This is a genomic window from Methylobacterium platani (genome assembly GCF_001653715.1).
Classification (GTDB): domain Bacteria; phylum Pseudomonadota; class Alphaproteobacteria; order Rhizobiales; family Beijerinckiaceae; genus Methylobacterium; species Methylobacterium platani.
The window spans coordinates 1-20,701 of record NZ_LWHQ01000030.1; the positions used below are offsets into that span (position 1 = coordinate 1).

Consider the following 20,701-nt stretch of genomic DNA (forward strand, 5'->3'; position numbering starts at 1 on the left):
ACAGAAACGGGGCAATCCCAGAAGCCTTGCTCGAGCGACAGCTCATGCCTGTCTTCAGCTAACCTTGGACCAGGCCCTTCCTACCAACCATAGGGATGACGACCATGAAGTCTCAGTTCTCGCTGGGCTTGCTGACGCTGTGCGCCCTGACAGCCAACGCCTCTGCAGCCCAGGATCTGCTCCCATTGGAGCGCGGGGCATACGCCCTTGAAACAACACCTTGTCCAGAGCGCTCCCGCGCTGAGATCATGACATTCTGGGGTGATCGCCTCAACCAATCAGCAGCTGATTGCAAGATCAGCGATGTTAAGAGCCAGGGGCAGAGTTATACCTACCGCGCGCAATGCAAGATCGATGGTGAGCGCAAGCCGCGGGTCGAGACTGTCACATTGAGGATTGCGAATCCCAAGCACTTCGTCATCACACAGGTTGTCGACGGAAAATCTTCTAGTACTGCCTACAAGTGGTGTTCCTATCGTGCGTTCGATTGAGGACCGGCGCGATGGGCCTCTCACGAATTGGCGGCGCGACGCTCCTGCTCGCCGCGCTCTCAGGCTGCTACCAGGCTCGCGTCCCCGCTATCGAAAGCGGTGATGCTGTACCCTTCGGTGATATTGCGAGCTGTAAAGTTCGCGATAAGCACTTGCGCTTCGATCTCACCCATCCAGAGCCTACTGCAGGTGGTGGCACGATCTACCGGCTGGGCAATGAGACGCTGGCATTCAAGAAACTCAGCGACACGCTGTACCTCGCCCAACTCAATTCGTCTGGGATGTATCGGTACGGCTACGTGATGCGCAACGGCAGCGGTCTCGAAGTTCTCGCACTCCGAGACGAAATTGATGCGGATCCGAACGTGCGGGCGATTGCGCCGAACATCCTCTTCAAGCCGGCGCAGCACGGTTGGCAAGAGATGGTAGCAACGCGTGACGATCTCGCAGCCTTCTTGCGTGGGGCAAAGCTCGGTATGATGCGCAGCGTCGGTGAGTGTTCGATCCGCAAAGCGGTTCCCCTGGACACGCCGCTAGCGAAGGGGTTGCGTCTCTCGACGACCCGCGAGCAGGCGATGAAGCTGCCGGCTGCGGAGGCGTGCGATCTCGGCGACGTCTGTCTTCCGTTATCGCCGACAACGATCGAACGCGTTCCGGCTGCAGAGCGAGCCGGCGTGCGGATCCAAGTCGCGTTCGAGGCAGATCGTGTGAAGTCCGTGACCCTGACTGCAAAGGGGATCAGCCCAGCCAACTCGGGAATCATTCTCGATGATGTGAGTCTGGGTCTGTCCAGGTTTGGACCGTACGACACCCCGATCCTACTGTCATTCAATAATCGCCGCGTAGACATGCTTGCGGTGCGGCAGCTTGCCGCCTGGAATCCGCAGCGAGCTGCTGAGCAAATGCGATCCCTTGATCAATTCAAGGATGTTTCGGCGACCGTGCGCGATCCCGCCTTCCGATCGGCAGAAATTCTCATCGTGCCGGCAGAGGCATTCGCGACGATTCAGGGCTTTGCAACTGCCGAAGCGGCTATGGCCGACCTACGGCAGCGTCAGGCTCCCTATCACCGCATCGTCCTGAAACAGTCTGGCGCGGGCAAAATTGATGCGACGCTCGAGCTTGTTCCCTGATAAGCCGTAAGCGTGAGAGGGCGGTCACGATCAATGAGATGATCGATATCTCAGTGTTCGAACGATGCCGAGCCGACCCGAACTATCGACCGGCGAGCCTAGCTGATCGGGCACAACGCCACGTCATTGCGCCCGACTGTGTCACAACCCCTGTTCCCGTGCACGATCCACGGAATGCGGGTTCACCTGCGCCGCGAACGACGATGGGCCGAGATTGAGCGCTCGACGCCCGTCGATCCCGAGCCTAGCGGGGCTGGCAAGCGACGGACTACGACCATCCGAACCGGTCGAGCCCGGAGCAGCCGACAGTTCGATCTCGCGGGTGTAGGATGTGGTGCCACCCAATTCCACCAAGGAAATGAGAGGGACGATGCCGACATTGAGAATGTTCCGAGGCTTGGCTATTCCAGCCTCGCAGCGGGATGACGTGATGGGAAGGATCGCGGCAACCGGGTTCGTCGGCGACGAGGGCCGGTGGAGCATCATCCATCAGCACCCGGGCGAAGTCGATGCCCTCTTCGAGCAGGAGGATCTCGATACGAAGGTCACGCGCCCCGATGGCGTGATGCATCCCAAGGTCGTTTGTGCGTGCGGCGAGATCGACGGAGCCTCCTACTACGCCTGCAGCCATAATCGTTCGGCGGACGACGATGCCCCGATCATCGTCGAGTTCGATGTGCCGCTCGGTGACGTGGCCATCGACGGTCGCGACTTCCTGTACACCGCCTTCCAGTTCGCAAGGCCTGAGGCGGCGCGGGAAGCTCTCCTGGCTGCCTTCGGTCCGCGTGTCCTCAGGTACGCAGACAAGGCCTGGTCTGCGGACGACCAGGGCAAGCGCATCGCCCTGTGCGACCTCGCCATCCACGATCCCGCTGTCATCGAGGCTCACCACAGCAATCGGACCGTCATCGCGGGCCGATATGGTACCGTGTTCCGGAACGCCTTCACGGTCGTCTGCCCCGTCGCGCCGGAACGCATCCGCTCGGTGAGGTCGGCACCCGAGCGCTTCGCGGTTCCGCAAGCGGTGTTCTCCTTGCGCGACATGATCGGACGTTGAGGCGATCCCGGGCCGGGTAGCGCTGCCCGGTGGGCGCGGGTCAAGCAACAGGCACGATCTCCGCAGCCGCGATTAGGTTGACCTGTCCGCTCCGCTCGCCGCGCATACGCAGCAGGAACCCGCGCCGCAGGTAGGCGACGACCTCGTCCTCTCGCACGGCGATCTGGTTGGCGGCGTGGTGCTTGACCTTGCCAAGGGCCGGATCGGCCATTCGCAGGAGGCCGTCGCGGAACCGGTGCGGCACGAAGCGCTCGCCGTCCGCGGCGATGCGCACGAGGTCTCCCGGTCCGCGCGACGTACCCGGGAGTGCGACGAGCGTAGATTGCGGTGAGCTCGGTAGGTCAGTTCGTACGATGGCAGCGGTGATGCCGGGGGTGGTCTCGGCATCACCGCCGATCAGTTTCCCGCCGCACTCCCGGTCATGGCGACGGGTGCGAGCGGCACGATGCCGGCCGGATCGAGGTCGAGCCCCCGCAGGCGCTGCCGGATCAGCTCCTCGCGCGCGGCGACGAACTCGGGCAGCGCGCCCACCTGCCAGAGCGCCGGATCCCTCGGGATCAGGTGCCGATCGAGGAACGTCCCATCGCGGGTGTGCAGCCACTGCTCGAACGGCAAGTTGCTCTTCTCGAGGTTCTCGCGCGCGAGCAGCAGCTCCAGGTTCCCGAGCCGGTCCACGTTGTCGAGGATGCGCTGGATCAGCGGCTCCGACAGGTTCTTTGCCATCAGCGCCTTCCGATCGGTGAGCGAGCGCGGGATGATGTGGTCGACGTGGTGCGGCGTCGAACCCCAGGCCTGCGTGTCGTAGAGAAGCGATAGCGCCAGGAAGCAGGTGCGCTTCCCGTAGCCGACGTTGAGGACACCCTCGATGTTGTTGTCGTCGAGGGCGATCGCCCGCCCGCGCGAGGCGAGACCCTGCACGAGGGCGCGGTGGGGGAAGTCCCGCCCGTCCTTCAGCGCCTCCTGCAGGATCGCGCGCGCCACGCCGATCGTCCGGTCGGAGCTGCCGCCGAACACGCCGTTCAGCAGGCTGCCGAGCAGCCACCGATGGATGTGCCGGGCGTTCGCCGCCTCGAACGGCGTCGTGCCGTCCAGGCTGCCGCCGCCGATCCCGTGGAGGTAGTAGGCGATCGGCAGGAGCGCGTTAAGCGACGTCAGCGTCTCCCCGTCGATGCCGAAGCGGTTCACGAGCCGCAGCGTCGCCTCGAGGCTCGCCTTGATGCGCGTCCAGCTCGCCTCGATGCGGGCGAGGTTGGAGGTCGTGAAGTTGGCGACCTTGTAGCGCTGGTCCAAGTCGCAGAGCACGAGGCAGGACTTCATCACGAAGTCCTTGTCGAGCCGGTTCGTCGCGCCGAGCCCCTCGTTGAGGTGGTCGACGAAGCCGTAGATCTCCTGGCGGGCGCTGACGCCCTGCCACTGCGCGGTGATCATCGACAGGAGGAGATCGGACTTGCTCAGCTTCGTTCCGCCGTCGTTGGCGCGGATGAAGATGTCGAGCACGCGGTCGTAGGACTGGTCCTTCTCCGTGTAGTAGGCGATGACCCCGTCCTTCCACACCATGCGGTAGAGCCGGTCGAGGGTCTTCTCGACGATCCTGTCCTGCGCCTTCGTGGACGCGTCGGGCAGGGCATCGACCACCTCGTCCCTCAAGCGATCAAAGGCATCGTCGCCGATGCAGTCGAGGATGCGCCCGATCTTGAACCAGTGGTGCCGTGCGTCACTCTTCGGCTCCGTCTCGAAGAAGCGAAGGCCGTAGGTGATGCCGAGGTCCTCGTCGTCGGATACCTCGTCGTCGACCGCAGGGTCCTTGAGGAGGTCGAGGTAGAGGCGCTGCCTGCTCCAGGCGTTGGGGTTGTGCCGCCGGCCGTACCTGGCGCGCACCGAGTACGTGCCGCGCAGGCCGATGAGCAGCGAGGTCAGGCGCTGCTGCCCGTCGAGCACGAGCTTGACGTCGCGCCCATCGGGCTCGGCCATCTCGTTGTGGGTGTCGCCGTGGCGGAAGTTCTCGATGAACTTGTAAATCTCCCAGTCGGCCCGGCGCTCGGGCCGGATCTCCCAGAACAGGAAGGAAGAGATCGGGTAGCCCTTCAGGAGGGAGTCGAACAGGGCTACGATCTGCTCGGGCTGCCAGACATACGGTCGCTGTATGGCCGGCAAGAAGTAGCTGCGGTTGATGTCGTCGAGCACGCGGCCGATGGTGGACGAGACGTAGGACATGGCAGGAGGGTACGTTCGATGCGGAGCTGCGCCATGGGTGCCAAGGTTCGTGCATCGTGTCCATCGGACATCGCCGATTCAGGACGCGTCGTGTTCACGAGCGAAGGATGCGCCTCCAGGATCGAGAGCACCCTCGGCCAGTCGTACCTTTTTGATGAATTCGCCAGATCATAGTGGATGCTAATATTCTCTTGATCCAGCACATGTTCAGCGACGACGCCGCCCCAAATTAGCGACATGCTCCGATATCCTAACCCTTCGTCCAGCCCGGCTGTTGCAGATCGACCGCATGCCGATTAGGATCGGCCGTGTCCACCTCTATCGAAATATCTTGAAGGTACGCCTCGCTTGTGTCTACCTGCCATGATGAAACGTAGGACGTCATGCGACCAGCCGGCCCAGCGAAATTTGCAACGTACTGAGCTGGTCAGCGTTGTGTACAATTATTATGGGCTGAGTGGCGACAGACGATGTTGAACGACAGCGAGACGATAAAGTCCCCTGGGCGGAAGCGTGTAGCACTTTTCCTCGACGGGACATGGAATACAGTTGGTGACAATACGAATGTTTGGCGGCTGAAGGCGCTGTGTGCCGAGCGCGGCGCTGATGGCACGCGCCAAGTCGCCTACTATAGTACCGGTCTCGGCACCTTCGTCGGCGAAAAATTGCGCGGCGGGATGTTTGGATACGGATTGGATAAGGCGGTCATCGACGCCTATAAGTGGCTGGTCGAGACCTATGAGCCAGGCGACGAGATCTTCATCTTCGGCTTCAGCCGCGGAGCTTACACGGCACGAAGCCTCGCCGGGTTCATCTCGAAATGCGGCCTGCTCAAGCCGGGCGCTCCGCTCGGCATCGGACAACTCTACGACCGGTACCGTAAGGACGAGACGGTCTCGACCATCTGGAAGCTCTACGCTGCGCGCGAGGCCGGCCTTGCCAGCGGGTCGGTCGAGGAGCGCTGGATGCTCGACTATGCGATGCGCACGCCGATCAAGATGATCGGTGTCTGGGACACGGTCGGGGCGCTCGGCGTCCCCTTCGGTGACATCACGGGGATCAGTCGATCGGGCTTCAAGTTCCTGCACACGGGCCTGCGTGTCTCTCAGGAAAACGCCTACCATGCGGTCGCGATCGATGAGCACCGTAAGGCCTTCGCACCCACGCTCTGGACGCGGAAAATCCGGGACAACGTGCCGGCTACATCGATGGCGGCTCCGCGACCGATCGCGAGCGTCGAGCAGCGATGGTTCGTCGGTGCGCACGCCAACGTCGGCGGCGGATGCCGCAGCGATCTTCTCGCGCAGATTCCCCTGCGCTGGCTGATGGACAAGGCGTCCAGCCTTGGCTTGTCCTTCCGCTCGGTCGTCACGGTCGATCCGGAAGTTCTGAACGCGCAGCTCTCTGATAGCTACGGCGAATTCCTGCATGGAGCCTACCGGCGGGTCAGCAAGCCGTACGATCGGATGATCGGCGAACCGCCGCGGCCCTTCCCGGGTGGTCGAGACGAGACCATCAACGAGACGATTGATGCCAGCGTCTTCGACCGCTGGCGAGCCAATGCCGACTACCGGCCGGTGAACCTGGCGGATTGGGCACAGCGCCACGGCATCGAGCCCGGCTCCATCACGACTCCTGTCCTCGCACACGATCCACGGACCGCAGTTCGCCCATAGCCGGCCAGACATGCGACCGACTGGCCGCCGGAACCGCACGATGGCCCTGGACTGGTGCAGGCACCAAGTAAGACAGCGCATCGTGCCCCAGGGTGCGCTGCACTTTGTATCCAACTCAGAGTATTGTATAATTATTTTCTAAATCCAAGATATATATCAGCTGATATAACTCGCCAATGCGATGATAATATGATCTATATGGATACGAGCCATCCTCCGAAATCATGCCGAGGGGCGTGCTATAAATTTACGGTGATGAAATATTCGCTTTGATGCTGCAAGCTCGTCAACCGGCGAAATAATGCATTGCGCGCGGCGTTCGATGCCTTGAATAAGAAGCGCAAACCGGCGACACAGATTGCAAAGTTTGCGCAGGGTGTCGCGATGAGTCGGGGTGGATGGCGCGGTGTTCTGCCGATCGTGGCGGTCGTGGCTTCGATTGGCCCGGCTGCCGCGCAGGTTACGCCTCTCGATATCTTCGGCGGTCTGCTCGGTGCGGCCCAGATCCAGTCCGCGCGCGAGATGTGGGCGCGGCTCTCGACCCTCGACCGATTCTGCGTCGATCGCGCGCTCGCACGGCGAAACACCAATATCGAGGGCCTGATCCAGAGCGGCATCGGCCCCGACGACGGACGGCTCGGCAGCACCTTCGCCGAGTGCCGGCGCTTCACCGAGCCGAACCTCCGGCGCAATTTCGGTTGCACGACGACGGATGAGCACGGGTGGTCCGTCGCGACCACCTGCAACCAATCCTTCGCTACGCGCGACGGCAACAACCAGGTCCGCCCCGTCGAACCCCGGGAGGCGATCGAACTGCACTTCTCGGGCACGCGGATCGTCGTCGCCGAGGTCGAGACCGGCGAGGCGCGCGAAACGCGGCAGGCCCGCGCCGAGGCGCAAGGACGGGCCGAGCAGCTCCAGGTGCTCAAGACCAATCTCGCTCCGTACCAGCGCGACGCATCTCCGGTCGTGCGGTCCGAAGCCGCGCGGATCCAGGGGCGAATCGAGCAGCAGCTCGCGGCGCGCACCGGACCCTCCGCGCCCGACACGGAGACGATCAACCGCGAGGTCGGCGGGCTCGGCCCCTTGTCGCAGGCCGAGGCCGTGCGCTTGTCCGCCCTCGATCGGATGAGCACCCTGCGGGCCCAGGCCGAGGCGCGCACTAGGGGCGACGCCCCCGAGGGGCTGAAGAAGCGGCTGGCCGACCTGCGCAAGGAGGCGGTCGCCCTGTCCGAGCCGCCGCGCGCGATCCAGCCGCCGAAGCCGGCCGCGGCAGCCCGCGATCTGGGGCCCTCCTTCGACTGCGAGCGGGCCAATACCCCGCTCCCGACCCTGATCTGCGAGGATGCTTCCTTGCGCCGGATCGACCTCGAGATGGCCCGGCCGTTCTACGTGCTGCGCCACCTCACGCCCGAGGCGGGGGCGGAGCTGAAGGCGGAATCGAACGAACTGGTCGAGCGCACGCTCAAGACCTGCCGCATCCCGGACTCGGGCAAGGTCACGGCGGCCCTGCGCGCCCGCGCAATCCCCTGCATCGCCGCGACCTACCAGCGCCAGAAAGAAGCGTGGGCGGCGCGCGTGGGCCGCGACGGACCGCCCGCCGCTCGGCAGGAGATCGGCCGTCCGATCGAGGAGCACGTCCGCCTTCAGGAGGCCCTGCGCACCGCCGGCCACCTGGCGGCCGATGCGGTCGCCGACGGTGTCTACGGCGGCATCACGCGGCGGGCGATCGTCGCCTATGCGGAGGCACAAGGCCTTCCGGGCGATGGCTTCCTCGGTACGAGCCTCGCCGATCGGCTCGGGCGTGGATCGAGCGCCGGCCCGAGCCTCGTCGTGGTCACGGATCCGGGCCTGCCCGGGCGCATCGATGCGGTCGCCCGGCGCTACGAGGCCTACCTCAACGACCTCGGCGTCGAGGAGCAGGACCGGAGCGCACGGCTCCAGGCCCAGCATCGGCTCGACGAACTGCGCAAGCGCGCCGAGGCTGTCCTGAAAGGTCCGGTGCCGGACGATCTGCGGCCCGAATTGGCCGTCATCCTGCAGCAATCCGAGGGGGCCACCCCGCGCGATCTGCCACGTCTCGCCGACACCCTTGGTCAGCGTGTCGCCCAGATGGAGCCGCGGCTTCGCGAGGCCGAGGCGGTGCAGCGGGCCGTCACCGACAAGAACCGCTTCCTCGTCGAGGGGGACGCCGGCGACCTCGTGCTGCTCTTCAACAGCTCGCCGCGTGCGAACGCGGTCGTGCGCGGCCTCGACGGCAACCTCGTCTTCGATCCCGAGCGGACGGTCGCCTGCGCCCTGCCGGATGCTCCGGCCGACCGCATCGTCCTCGAACAGCTCGTCGCCACGCTGCGCAGCCTCAAGGCTCCGATCCGCGAGACGCTGCCGCGCTGCACCAGCGCGCAGCAGCTGAGCGCCGACCTCCTCGCTGTCGATCGCGGTGGCTTACGGGCGCAATCCGGGCTGTTCGCCACCATCGCCTCAGCGGTCGATACCGGGGTCTACGCGCTCGCCGGGACGGTCCTGAAGAGCGACATCGAGGCCGCGCGCCAGCAGGAGGGGATCCGCGCGGCGGAGGCCGAGAGCGAGGTGGCCCGCGGAACCTCCGACGGGCTCGCATTCCTCGCCTTCGGCTCCGGTTCGCGCACGGTCTGCCGCGTGGCATCCGGCGACAAGGCGCTGCACGACCGGCTCCTGGAGCCGCACGAGGCCTTGCTCAAGGCCGAGCTCCGGGGCGCGACGACGGTCGTTGCGGCGAGTGCCGACGGCGCATTCCTGTCGATCAAGCGCGGACAGTGCGGGGCCGTCTACGGCAGCGCGAAGGATCTGGCGGCGCTGGTCAAGGGACTCACCCGCGACGGCGTCGGCTTTCGCTTCCTACCGATCTGGATTTCACCCGAGACCGTGTCGAAGGCGCAGGCGGCTTTGGCGGAGCAGGGCGAGACCCAGCGTCGCGAGCGCGAGGCGGAAGCGGGACGGCGCGAGCGGGACCAGGCCTCGATCCAGCGCGCGGCCCTCGTCGAGCGCCTGAAGCGCGATGCAACTGAGGCGGAGACGACGCTGAAGGGCGGCATCCCGCAGGATCTCCAGACTTTCCTGTCCGGGTTCGTCGCCGACGTGACCGGGATTGTGCCGGAGACCAGCGAAGAGCGCCTGAAGGAACTGACTGAGGCCTACGCGGGCAAGCGAGCCCGGATCGATGCGGCCGCGCGGCTCGCCCGGGCGGTAACGGGGAAGAGCCGGTTCCTGCTCGAGGGCGGTCGCGGCGACCTGATCATGCTCTACAACGACAGCGGCAAGGCCCCGTCCGTCGTGCGCAACCTGCGCGGCGAATTGGTCTTCGAGGACGGCCGTGCTGCCGCCTGCCTGTACCACGCACCTTTGTCGGACGTGTTCCTGAACCGGCAGATCCGCGACCGGAGTGCCGGGCTCGGGGCCAAGCTCGACCTACCGCTTCAGGCCTGCGGGCCGAACGACCTGGCAAAACAGGACCTGATCTTCGCCGAGCGAGAGCGCTTGCTGCGCGAGCCCGTCGACCGGGTGATCACCCTGGTCGAGGCCGTCAACGGCAACCTGTTCGCCCGGCTCGCCGTCGTCGATGCGGCGGCGCTCGCCGCCGTGCGGCAGGCGGACGCCGTGAAGGCCAACGAGGTCGAAGCGCTGGTGCGCGACCGTAAGGATGACGGCTTCGGCATCGTCGTGGTGCCGAATCCGTCGAGCGTGCTGTGCCGAGTCACGCCCGACAAGGCCGAGGCGCACGCGGCCATCCTCACCCGCCTGTCGGATCGGATCGGCGACGAGCTGCCGGGTCGTCCGGTCGTCGCAGCCACCTCGGCGGACGGAGCCTTCATTGCGGTCAAGCGGGCGGAGTGCGGCGCGGTCTACGCCGGGTCGGCCGATCTTGCGGCGATCACCGAGGCGATGACCCGGGACGGCCTGTCTCACCGCTTCCTGCCGCTCTGGATCGCGCCGTCCGAGGTCGCCCAGGCGCAGACCGAAATCGACGTGGGCAAGACGCGCAGCGCCGAGGAGCAGTTCAAGCGCCAGCGCGAGCTGGACGACCGGCGCAGGCTCGATCGCGAGAAGGAAAAGGACGAGAGCGCCCGACGCGAGACCCGGGAGAGGGCCTTGCGTGCCCAGTACGGCGAGCGGGCGCGGTTCTTCGAGCAGGCTCTCGGCGAGGAGGCGCGCGGCTTCGCGACCGGGACGCAGCCCGACGCCTTCCTCTCGCGCTATCCGCGGCTCGCGCGGCACTACCAGGCCCAACGCGAGGATCGCTGGGAGTTCATGTCGAGCGAGACGACAGTCCTCGATTACGGCACCGCCCTCTACAAGGATCGCCCCCTGGAGACCGCGCTGGCGACGACGCGGATCAGGATGCGCAACCGCATCAAGGGCGAGTACCAGGACGTCTGCTACGTCACCGGCTACGTCAACGATGCCGAGTTCGGCGTCACGCGGGATCCTTTCGGTGAGCCCTGCGACGAGGTCGGCCCTAAGCTTGCCCGCTACAAGCTCGGCGAGCGCTTCTCCAGCCGGTGGATCGCGCAGTGAGCCTCGAGACGATCGAACCCATCGCGGACGTCGAGACCGAGGCCACCGTGCGGGTCGGCTGCACCGCCACGGAGCACGTCAGTCTCGCCTATCATGAGAACGCCATCCCGGTGATCCGGGAGATCGTTGTCACCAATCCTTCCGATCGCGACCTCGTCGACCTGCTGATCCGGGTCGAGAGCCGACCGGCCGTCGTGCAGCCGCTGACCCTGCGCATCGACCGGATTCCGGCCGGCGCGAACCATCACATCGAGGCTCCTGATCTCCGTCTCGATGCGGCCTTGCTCGCCGGCTTCACCGAGGCGAGCCGCCTGGAACTCGCGACGATCCTGGAAGAAGCGGGGAGCGAGCGTGCACGGGACGTGGCGGAGATCCGTCTCCTGCCGCCGTCGCATTGGGGCGGGGGCGTCAGCGCGCCGGAGCTGCTCGCCGCCTTCGTGCGGCCCAACGATCCGGCCGTCGACATCGTCCTGCGCGATGCCGCGACGAAGCTCGGTGAGGCCGGGCGCGAGACCGGGCTGAACGGCTACACCACCGGCAAGAAGGTCCGCGCCTGGGAGCTCGCCGCGGCGATCTGGGCGGCGCTCGCCGACCGGAGCATCGCCTACATCCTGCCGCCCGCGAGCTTCGAGCGGGCCGGCCAGAAGGTGCGCGGTCCGAGCGAAGTGCTGGAGCGGCGGGTCGGCACCTGCCTCGACCTCTCGCTCCTCTACGCCGCCTGCCTGGAACAGGCAGGGCTCAACCCGGTCCTGGTGCTGACGGAGGGCCACGCCTTCGTCGGCCTGTGGCTGCAGGACGAGGATTTCTCCTCGGCCGCCGTCGACGACATGCAGCTCCTGCGCAAGCGCCGGGATCTGCAGGACCTGATCCTCGTCGAGACGACGTTTCTGACCCACAACCCGCCGGCCGGATTTCAGGCGGCGACGGCCCGAGGCAGTGCGCAGGTCGAGGACGACGCCCCCGCCGCGCTCGAAATCGCGATCGATGTCCGCCGCTGCCGCCGGCGCGGCATCCGCCCGATGGATCTCGGGGAGGGGAGGCCAGGCGGCATCGCCCCCGCGCCGACGGCTCCGATCAACCAGCCGATCGCCCCGCCGCCGCCATTCGGCGACGACGCGCCCCGGCCGCCCGTCGACGAGGCCCCGGAGACCCCGGTCGGTCGCCTGGAGCGCTGGAAGCGCAAGCTCCTCGACCTCACGCTGCGCAACAAGCTCCTCAACTTCAAGCCGGGGACAGGGTCGGTCGCCCTCGAATGCGTCTCCCCCGGAGCTCTGGAGGACGGGCTGGCGGCGAGGCACGAGTTCCGGCTCAAGCCCATCTCCGACGTGCTCACCGGGTCCGACGAACGCAGCGCCGACCTCTACGCGAGGCGGCATCAGGACGACGGCCGGCGCAGCTACCTCGAAGCGGCGCTCGCCCGGCGGGAGATCTACACCACCGCGACGGAGGCCGATCTCGATCGCCGCCTGCTCGATCTCTACCGGCTCGCCCGCAACGGCTTCGAGGAGGGCGGGGCCAACATCCTCTACCTGGCGATCGGCTTCCTGTCCTGGACCCGCAAGGAGGGCGAGGCCGCCTATCGCGCGCCCCTGCTGCTGGTCCCGGTCGCGCTGAAGCGCTCCAGCGTGCGCGCGGGCTTCCGCCTGGCGCTGCACGACGACGAGGTGCGGATCAACCCGACCCTGCTCGAGATGCTACGCGAGGATTTCCGGTTGCGGATGCCGGAACTCGAGGGCGAGCTGCCGCGGGACGCCTCCGGCATCGACGTCGACGGCATCATGCGGATCGTGCGCTCGCACGTGCGCGACCTGCGCGGCTGGGAGGTGGTGCCGGACGTCGTGCTGTCGGCCTTCTCTTTCACCAAGTACCTGATGTGGAAGGACCTAGTCGACCGGGCTGAACTCCTGAAGCGCAACCCGGTCGTGCGGCACCTGATCGAGACGCCGAAACACTCCTACGGCGACAGCACGTCCTTTCCCGAGCCGGCCAGCCTTGATCGGGACCATCCACCCGAGACCGTGTTCGCGCCGCTCTCGGCCGATTCCTCCCAACTCTCCGCCGTGCTGGCGGCGGCGCAGGGCAAGGATTTCGTGCTGTTCGGGCCGCCCGGCACCGGCAAGAGCCAGACGATCGGCAACATGATCGCCCAGTGCCTCGCGCAAGGGCGCACGGTGCTGTTCGTCTCGCAGAAGACGGCCGCGCTCGAAGTGGTGCAGCGCCGCCTGCAGGAGATCGGGCTGGGCGATTACTGCCTGGAGGTGCACTCGACCAAGGCGCAGAAATCGGCGGTGCTCAACCAGCTGCGCAAAGCCTGGCACGAGCGGACAACGCCCTCGCAGGGGGCCTGGGACGAGGCCACGAGCGAGCTCAGAGCGCTGCGCGAGGAACTCAACGGCCTCGTGAGTGCGCTCCACCGGCGGCGCGAGAACGGTCTCTCGGCCTACGAGGCCTTCGGCCGCGTGATCGCGGCCGGCGGCGGCGATGTCGGGCTTCGGCTCACCTGGCCGGACCATCTCGCCCATGACGCGCAAACGCTCGCAATGCTGCGCGCGGGCTGCCGCGAGTTGCGTCCAGTCCTCGCTGCGGTGGGCTCGCTCGCCGATCATCCGCTGCAGGGCGTCGAGGCCACGCAATGGTCGCCGGTCTGGCGCGACGACATGAGCGCCGCGATCGAGGCCGTCGAGAGCACGCTCGTGGCCCTGCGCACCAGCGGACAGGCCCTCGCCGGGGCGATCGGCCTGCCGTCCCTGCTCGCGACCTACACCGGCACGCGCGGGCTCGCGGTTCTCGGAAACTTCCTGGTCCGGCCCGAAGCGCGATGCGGAGCCGCCTTCCTGGCCGATGGCACCGGCGACCTGCATCGGGCGGTCACTGCACGCGAGCACTTCCAGGGGACGCTGGACATGTTGCTTGGCCGCCTGTCCGGCCGGTACCGGCCCGGCATCTTCGACCAGGATCTTGCCAGCCTCCAGGCGGAATGGACGACCGCGCAAGCCTCGAACTTCCTGGTGAAAGGCGGAAAGCTCAAGAAGGTCCGAACGCAGGTTCAGCCCTATGCCGAGGGGGTGCTGCCGGAGGATGTCGGGCCGGATCTCGTCGGGCTCATCGAGGTCGCCCGGCACGTGAAGGCAGGCTGTCCCGGGGACGCGCTTCTCGCCCGGCTGGGGCCGCCCTGGAACGATCCGAACACGCCGGCCTCCGAGTTTCAGGCCGCCGTCGCCTGGGCCGAGAAGGTCGAGCGTCTCCTCGACATCCTCGGTCCACCCTCGCTCGGCATCGAGGCCCTGCGCGATCACCTGGTCCAGCTCGTCGAACGCCAGGCGCGAGCCCTCGCCGAGGGTGGACGCATCGCGCAGGCCTACGCGGCCTTCGAGCAGGATCGCGGTCGGGCGACCAAGGCCATGGGGGCGCTCACCCGGCTCGCCGGGCGTGCCGATCCCGACGAACCGCTGGCGACCGAGTCCGACTGGATCGACGCCAGCCTCAGTCGGGCGCGGCTCTGGGCGTTCGGGCTCGGCCGCGCGCAAGGATGGTGCGCCTGGCAGGCGGCCGCACAGAGCGCACGCAGCCGCGGCCTCGCTCCGCTGATCGAGGCTTTGGAAGGGGGCAGGGTCGCACCCGATCGGGCCGAGGCCGCGTTCGAGACAGCCTATGCGCGCTGGTGGATCGACCGCGTCGTCAGCCACGATCCGGTGCTGCGCAGCTTCCTGCCGGAACGCCACGAGGACACGATCGCCCGTTTCCGCGCGGCGGACGCCCGCGTCACCGAGCTCTCCATGCAGGTCGTGCGCTCGCGGCTCGGCGGCGGCATTCCCGGACCCACGGCCTTCGGGGCCGATCCGGAATGGGGCACGCTCTCGCACGAGCTGACGAAGAAGGCGCAGCACGTGCCGCTTCGCAAGCTGTTCGGCAAGATGCCGACGGCGCTGACCAAGCTCACCCCCTGCGTGATGATGAGCCCGCTCTCGATCGCGCAGTACCTGCCGCCCGACAAGGAGCCGTTCGACGTCGTTATCTTCGACGAGGCCTCGCAGATCTCGCCCTGGGACGCCGTCGGGGCGATCGCCCGGGGCCGGCAGGTCGTCATCGTCGGCGATCCCGAGCAGCTGCCGCCGACCAATGTCGGCGACCGCGGCGTCGACGACATCGAGGACGGCAGCGACGTCACCGATCAGGAATCCATCCTCGACGAGTGCCTGGCGGCCAATATCCCGCGGCGCAACCTCGATTGGCACTACCGCAGCCGCCACGAGAGCCTGATCGCCTTCTCGAATGCCAGATACTATGGCGGGCGGCTCGTCACCTTCCCGTCGCCGGTGACCGACGACCGCGCTGTGCGGCTGTCCTTCGTGCCGGACGGCGTCTATGAGCGCGGTGCGGGCCGCGTGAACCGACCTGAAGCGCACGCGGTCGTCGCCGAGATCGTGCGCCGTCTGCGCGATCCGGGCTTCGCACAGGAGCGCCGCTCGCTCGGCATCGTCACCTTCAACGGCGAGCAGCAGCGCCTAATCGAGAACCTGCTCGACGCGCAGCGGCGGTCGTACCCGGAGCTCGAGCCGTTCTTCGACAAGGACCGCTGGCATGAGCCGGTCTTCGTGAAGAACCTGGAGAATGTGCAGGGCGACGAGCGCGACGCGATCCTGTTTTCCGTGGCCGTCGGACCGGACCAGGCGGGCCGGCCGGTCAGCACCGTCTCCTCCCTCAACAAGGACGGCGGGTACCGCCGCCTGAACGTCGCGATCACCCGCGCCCGCCGCGAGCTCGTCGTCTTCGCGTCGCTGAAACCTGAGCAGATCGACCTCGGCCGGACCCGGGCGCGCGGCGTGCGCGACTTCAAGCACTTCCTCGAATTCGCCGATCGCGGGGCGCGGGCGCTCGCCGAGGCCTTCGCGCCGACCGGAGGCGACGTCGAATCCCCGTTCGAGGCCGCTGTGCTCGCCGGTCTCGAGGCGAAGGGCTGGAACGTGCACACCCAGATCGGCGTGTCGGGGTTCCGGGTCGACCTCGGGGTCGTCCATCCCGACGCGCCCGGCCGCTATCTCGCCGGCGTCGAGTGCGACGGGGCGACCTATCACAGCTCGGCCACGGCGCGTGACCGCGACCGCCTGCGCGAGAGCGTGCTGACCGGTCTCGGCTGGCGCATCCGCCGGGTCTGGAGCACCGAGTGGTGGATGGACGCGGAAGCCGCGCTTGCCAAGCTCGATCAGCGCCTGCGCGAGGATTTGGAACAGGATCGCGCGCGCTCGGCCGCGGCTGTAGCTGACGAAGCTCCTGAACCTGTCGACGTGGAGCTGGATGGTCCCGAATCCACGGACGACGTGTCAGCGGAAGTCGTCGCTGCAGATGTCGTGCCGGAACCAGCCAACGATCCGCAGCCGGAACGAGATCCCGAGCTACCACGCCTCTACGCGGACCAAGCCAGATCCTCGACCGCCCCGACGATGGAAGCCGAGCCCCTGCAGGACGAGCGGGTCTACCGGATCGCCGACTTCGCGGATCTCGGCTTGCCGGTCGAGCCGGAGCGGTTCTACGACGCCTCCTACCGCACGACGCTGGCTGCGATGGTCGCGCACGTCCTCGCGGTCGAAGCGCCCATCTACGAGGATGTCCTTGTCCGGCGCATCGCCCGCGCGCACGGGCTGGGTCGCGTCGGCCCCCTGATCCGCGCAGCAGTGTCCGACCAGATCGATGCTTCGATTGCGCGAACCGACGATGACGGTCGGACGGTTCTGTGGCCATCGGGCGAGGAGCCGCGGGCGAGTCATTCGTACCGGTCGGCTGACGCGAACGTGCGCGGCCACATCGACACGCCGATGGCGGAACTCGTCGGGCTTGCGAGCACCCTCCGCCCCGGAGCCTCGGAAGCCGAACGCGTGAGAACGATGGGGCAGAAACTCGGCTTGTCACGCATTGAGGCATCGGCGCGCGCTCGGTTCGAGAGAGCAAGTCTGGACGCGCGAAAAATTCTTTAAGCCGACAAACCAATCTAATCTTTCCTGATGATGCTATAAAGGCGTTGTTGATGAGCTCTGAGGTAGTAATTACACGCCGGGGTGCTCGCAGCCAACTATGGTTGAGATCTCAATGCACATCTGTCCTAAGCATGTTGAAGTCCCAATTTTATCCAACACCAGAAACGGTGAGCGTAGCGAGTTCGCCGCATTTTCCTTGACAACACCAGATAGATCGTCGGCCTGCAATCAGAAAAATAAGCGGATCAGCAAAGATTTTCATAACAGCGCGCCAGGTCTGGAGATCTAGATTTGACGGAATTGGATCATCAACTGGGTGGGTATGCCATTCGCCAACGTAAGTCTCCGTTCCACCGCTCATTTTCCATGCATTCAGCGCCGTAGCTTGATGACCAGGATCGCTGCGATCGAAGAGGGTAGGCCTCCGGACATCGCGAGGCATCGGCGTTGTACAAGTATTGATTTCAATATGGGGTCCACGATAACTGCCGATGAAGATGCCACCTGCTTCCTTTTGGATCTCAGGGTCAGCAACATACGCGGCAATTGTCCGTTCGACCATCGGTGCAATCGAGACCAGCCTGTCGTCGCCCGTGCGGAGAATCACAGTCAGCCACCGCAGGCAGGACAATGATTGAGCTTGGTAGGGCTTCCGTTTGGAACTCGAAAAGCGCGGCGATTATCGAGCGTGAGCGAGCGAAAGCGATGTCCTGGATTTCCGTTCGCCCAGTCAACCACGAGGTCACACGCCATGGCCGCTGCAGCAACGGATCGGGAAACCGGGAATGGAACGTAGGCCGCGTCACCACACGCGACGTTGGTGACTGTCTCCACAACGGTTTCCGGCCGCATCGCACGAAATCTGGGCAATCCTGCCAGATCCGGCTTGAGGCACTTGAAGCAGGCGCGGTCTACCTCACCAGTCAAGATACACTGAGCGACTGCGCCGTTGCCGAGAAGCCAGACGAAAAGGTGCGGGGGTAGCCGCGGACGGGCTTGTACGGCGATCTCATTAAGAGCAATCGATAAGGCCTCTTCACCTGTCGCACCGATGACGAGATCGTAGCGGTGCCAGTCAAGCTTCTGCGTGCGGACATCCCCCGCGTACCCCTCAATCGCCAAGAGCGGCAGTTGTTCGTTCAAATAAGAGGCGCAGGCTTCTGCCTTGTTGCGACCAAGATAGGGCACGCCGAGGAGATGCCTTCCGATGTTGCCGGTTGTAAGAACATCGGGATCAACGAGAGATAGATATCCTCGCTTCGCTCCAGCCCCACGCTGTGCGAGCTGATGCGCCAGAAAACTTCCGATCGTACCGCAGCCGATTAGCAAAATCCGCTTGTCAACTAGACCGTTCATGCTGCCGAGGTTGCGGCCGAATAGGTAATCGGCGTCGGCACGCACGCCGATCAACCGTTCGATCGGGGTCGAGACCAATTGACGTTCCATCATTTCTGGCAGGCGATGTCGCCTACTTTTTAAGAATTCAGGCCTTTGCAGATGTTGCGGAACCTCGACTTGATAGCAATACAATCCATTCGGAGCTCTAATCAGAACGGCGGCTGATACTCCGGATTGCGTCTGGAGGATCGATTCAAGTCGGCCTATCAGGTCTGGAGCGGCCTTCTGCAGCCAGCGATTGATTTCTGCAACGGTTGTGGGTGGCCAAGCCTCGGTAGCTGCGAAGGTCAGGGGGTAGTCGATGGCGACCACCTCAACAGGCGTACCATCCTCTTCTTCACGACGCTTTCGCCGAGGCTCGGCCGCGAACCACGACCGCCCCGCTGTCACGACAAGCGCATTGAACTCACCGCGATTGAGTCTTGCTGGTCGAATGCGGGCTGGGCCGGAATAGCTTTCAGCGACGTCAACATATATAAAAACGTTGCTCCAATATGCTTGAAATTCATCAACGAAATCGCGGTCGGAGCGGCCACGGATAGCGTTCCTCAGAACTATCTCAGCTTGTTCCAGGCATTGTAACATGGTGCCGCCAGGATTGTAGCGGTCGAGGATGACACTGCCCTTGCTATAATAGCACACGGAACGATCGACGCCGAGAAGATGCGGCAGAGTGCGATCCGGCATGACGAAGCCAGGCTGAATGCAGATGCGTGGGTAGCTAACGAAGTCGAGATCATTGACCTCGATCGTGATGGGGATTCGGAGGCCATAGCGATCAAGCGTGCCGATATAAAACGGTACGCTGGACACCGGGGCCAATCTCTCGAAGCCGTGCTGACGCAGGGCGTCATGGACCGCTAGTCGGGCCGCCTTCGTCTTGTCATCCACTCTGAGAACGCCCCACTACGGGAGCAGGTACGACCCTCTTCGGCTGCGACGTGATAGTCGCCTCAGCCCGGACGGGAATGCTGACGAGATCAGGCCGATCCGGCACCCGTTTCCCAAATGCAGCGTGCATGAGATCGATCGCGCGTCGCTTCTCGTCGCAGGCCTCAACGATTTCCTTCAGCCGGTCGCGGAGCTTCCTGGCCTCGGCACTAACTCGCGATCGCTGCACAGGCGACATGCGATTGAGATCTTCGTCCTTGCTCGCCGGGTTAGGCATGCCCTTGGTGAGCATTCCTGGCAGCTTCTCGACGACACGCAGTAGTCGCTCGTCCTCCCGGTCAGGCAAGAACGGGCCTCGGATTGCCTCGTAGGCGTTCCACACACAAGCCATAAGCATGATCGACGAGAGCTTGTCGTTGTCCAGGTGATGGTGATCCCGCCACCCCTTCAAGAAACGGCAATCGCGACGGAGGCGCTCCCCGTAAATTTCTACGGCATCGACAAACCACTTGTGGATCTTCCTTGGATCGGATGCCACCCAGTCATCTTCACGGTGTGCGAGCAAGACCGCATTCCAGGGCAGATCTTCCCAGCGTTTTGGAGCGCGGTCGTATGCCTTTTCAGCTTTCTGAGCCCGCGCCTCGAGCAGCGCGAACTCGCGGTCGGGGATCGCGTAGAGAGGAATATCAATGTGTGCATCCAGGGCAATTTCGAGACGGACGCAGGTAGGTTTCTTGATGAGTGTCCAACCCTCAGCCTTTGCGAGTTCGCCCAGAACGGCATCAACGAACTTGAAGAACTGTTCGGCCGCCTTCGATGGCTGCTCACCCTTCACAAACGACAAGGGTAGATAGCAACCATCGTCGAGATCTTTCTGCTGGCTCGGTGGCCAGGCGGGATCATTCAGCGTCTTATAGCTACTGCTTCCCTGCGTAAAGAAGCGCGGACAGACTTCCTGGCCAAAGAGATCACGCGATGTCTTGCTGAAGGCCTCGCGCAGATGCCCACGAATTTTCGCTTTAGCCGCTTTAAGGTCTCCATCCTCGGCGTTGAGGTTCTCTAGGAACGACTCAGGATCGGTCGTGGTGTAAAGAAGCTTCGAAACGTTCGCCACACTGGGCTCCTCGGCGAGCGCCGGACGATGCAACGGTTCCGGGGCGAGTCGATTAGATAGAGGTAGAATGGTCCATTTTTTGGAACGGATCAAGAACTAACGGGTCGCCATCCACGTTATGACATTCCAGATTCTCTCCCTCAACGGCGGCGGCTATCGCGGCCTTTTCACGGCAGAGGTTCTAGAGCGTTTTCGGCTTAG

11 protein-coding genes are annotated in these 20,701 nt (G+C 65.0%); 6 read left to right on the forward strand and 5 right to left on the reverse strand.

What is annotated here, in order from left to right:
• The first annotated feature begins 104 nt into the window (after positions 1 to 104).
• The 3 genes from A5481_RS33610 to A5481_RS16290 all read left to right on the forward strand — a co-directional run bounded on the left by A5481_RS33610 (position 105) and on the right by A5481_RS16290 (position 2,681).
• The gene (locus tag A5481_RS33610; protein ID WP_156311773.1) at positions 105 to 491 is read left to right on the forward strand and encodes a hypothetical protein; all 387 of its coding nucleotides are present in this window, start codon (positions 105 to 107) and stop codon (positions 489 to 491) included.
• An 11-nt stretch (positions 492 to 502) separates the two neighbouring features.
• Positions 503 to 1,624 (forward strand): hypothetical protein, encoded by a 1,122-nt coding sequence (locus tag A5481_RS16285; protein WP_156311772.1) that lies wholly within the window; start codon positions 503 to 505, stop codon positions 1,622 to 1,624.
• A 430-nt stretch (positions 1,625 to 2,054) separates the two neighbouring features.
• Positions 2,055 to 2,681 carry a hypothetical protein gene (locus tag A5481_RS16290; RefSeq protein ID WP_156311771.1) on the forward strand — a complete coding sequence of 209 codons (627 nt, stop codon included), beginning with the start codon at positions 2,055 to 2,057 and terminating at the stop codon, positions 2,679 to 2,681.
• Positions 2,682 to 2,721: 40 nt separating this feature from the next.
• Here the strand turns inward: A5481_RS16290 and A5481_RS16295 are convergent, their stop codons facing one another.
• Together A5481_RS16295 and A5481_RS16300 are read right to left on the reverse strand one after the other, a co-directional pair.
• Positions 2,722 to 2,955, reverse strand: coding sequence for a hypothetical protein (locus A5481_RS16295; protein ID WP_048432870.1), 234 nt, complete (start codon positions 2,953 to 2,955; stop codon positions 2,722 to 2,724).
• 122 nt (positions 2,956 to 3,077) lie between these two features.
• A complete protein-coding gene (locus tag A5481_RS16300) occupies positions 3,078 to 4,895 on the reverse strand; it encodes a GmrSD restriction endonuclease domain-containing protein (RefSeq protein ID WP_048432869.1) in 1,818 nt (605 codons plus the stop codon).
• Positions 4,896 to 5,365: 470 nt separating this feature from the next.
• Between A5481_RS16300 and A5481_RS16305 the strand changes: the two genes are divergently transcribed.
• The 3 genes from A5481_RS16305 to A5481_RS16315 all read left to right on the forward strand — a co-directional run bounded on the left by A5481_RS16305 (position 5,366) and on the right by A5481_RS16315 (position 17,097).
• Positions 5,366 to 6,571: a DUF2235 domain-containing protein gene (locus tag A5481_RS16305; protein WP_048432868.1), complete on the forward strand. Its 1,206-nt coding sequence runs from the start codon at positions 5,366 to 5,368 to the stop codon at positions 6,569 to 6,571.
• Positions 6,572 to 6,877: 306 nt separating this feature from the next.
• Positions 6,878 to 11,125, forward strand: a complete 4,248-nt coding sequence (locus A5481_RS16310) for a peptidoglycan-binding protein (RefSeq protein WP_156655630.1) — start codon at positions 6,878 to 6,880, stop codon at positions 11,123 to 11,125.
• Positions 11,122 to 17,097 carry a DUF3320 domain-containing protein gene (locus A5481_RS16315; protein ID WP_245238719.1) on the forward strand — a complete coding sequence of 1,992 codons (5,976 nt, stop codon included), beginning with the start codon at positions 11,122 to 11,124 and terminating at the stop codon, positions 17,095 to 17,097. Before A5481_RS16310 ends, A5481_RS16315 begins: the two co-directional genes overlap by 4 nt.
• A 148-nt stretch (positions 17,098 to 17,245) precedes the next feature.
• Here A5481_RS16315 and A5481_RS32545 read toward each other — a convergent pair whose 3' ends face one another.
• From A5481_RS32545 to A5481_RS33615, 3 genes are read right to left on the reverse strand one after another with little or no spacing between them, the layout of a single operon-like run.
• Entirely contained in the window at positions 17,246 to 17,704 is a 459-nt protein-coding gene (locus A5481_RS32545) for a Mov34/MPN/PAD-1 family protein (RefSeq protein WP_156311769.1), read from the reverse strand.
• 2 nt (positions 17,705 to 17,706) lie between these two features.
• Positions 17,707 to 19,386, reverse strand: coding sequence for a ThiF family adenylyltransferase (locus A5481_RS32550; RefSeq protein ID WP_082173007.1), 1,680 nt, complete (start codon positions 19,384 to 19,386; stop codon positions 17,707 to 17,709).
• Entirely contained in the window at positions 19,379 to 20,500 is a 1,122-nt protein-coding gene (locus tag A5481_RS33615; RefSeq protein ID WP_156311768.1) for a CBASS cGAMP synthase, read from the reverse strand. Before A5481_RS33615 ends, A5481_RS32550 begins: the two co-directional genes overlap by 8 nt.
• Positions 20,501 to 20,701: the final 201 nt, after the last annotated feature.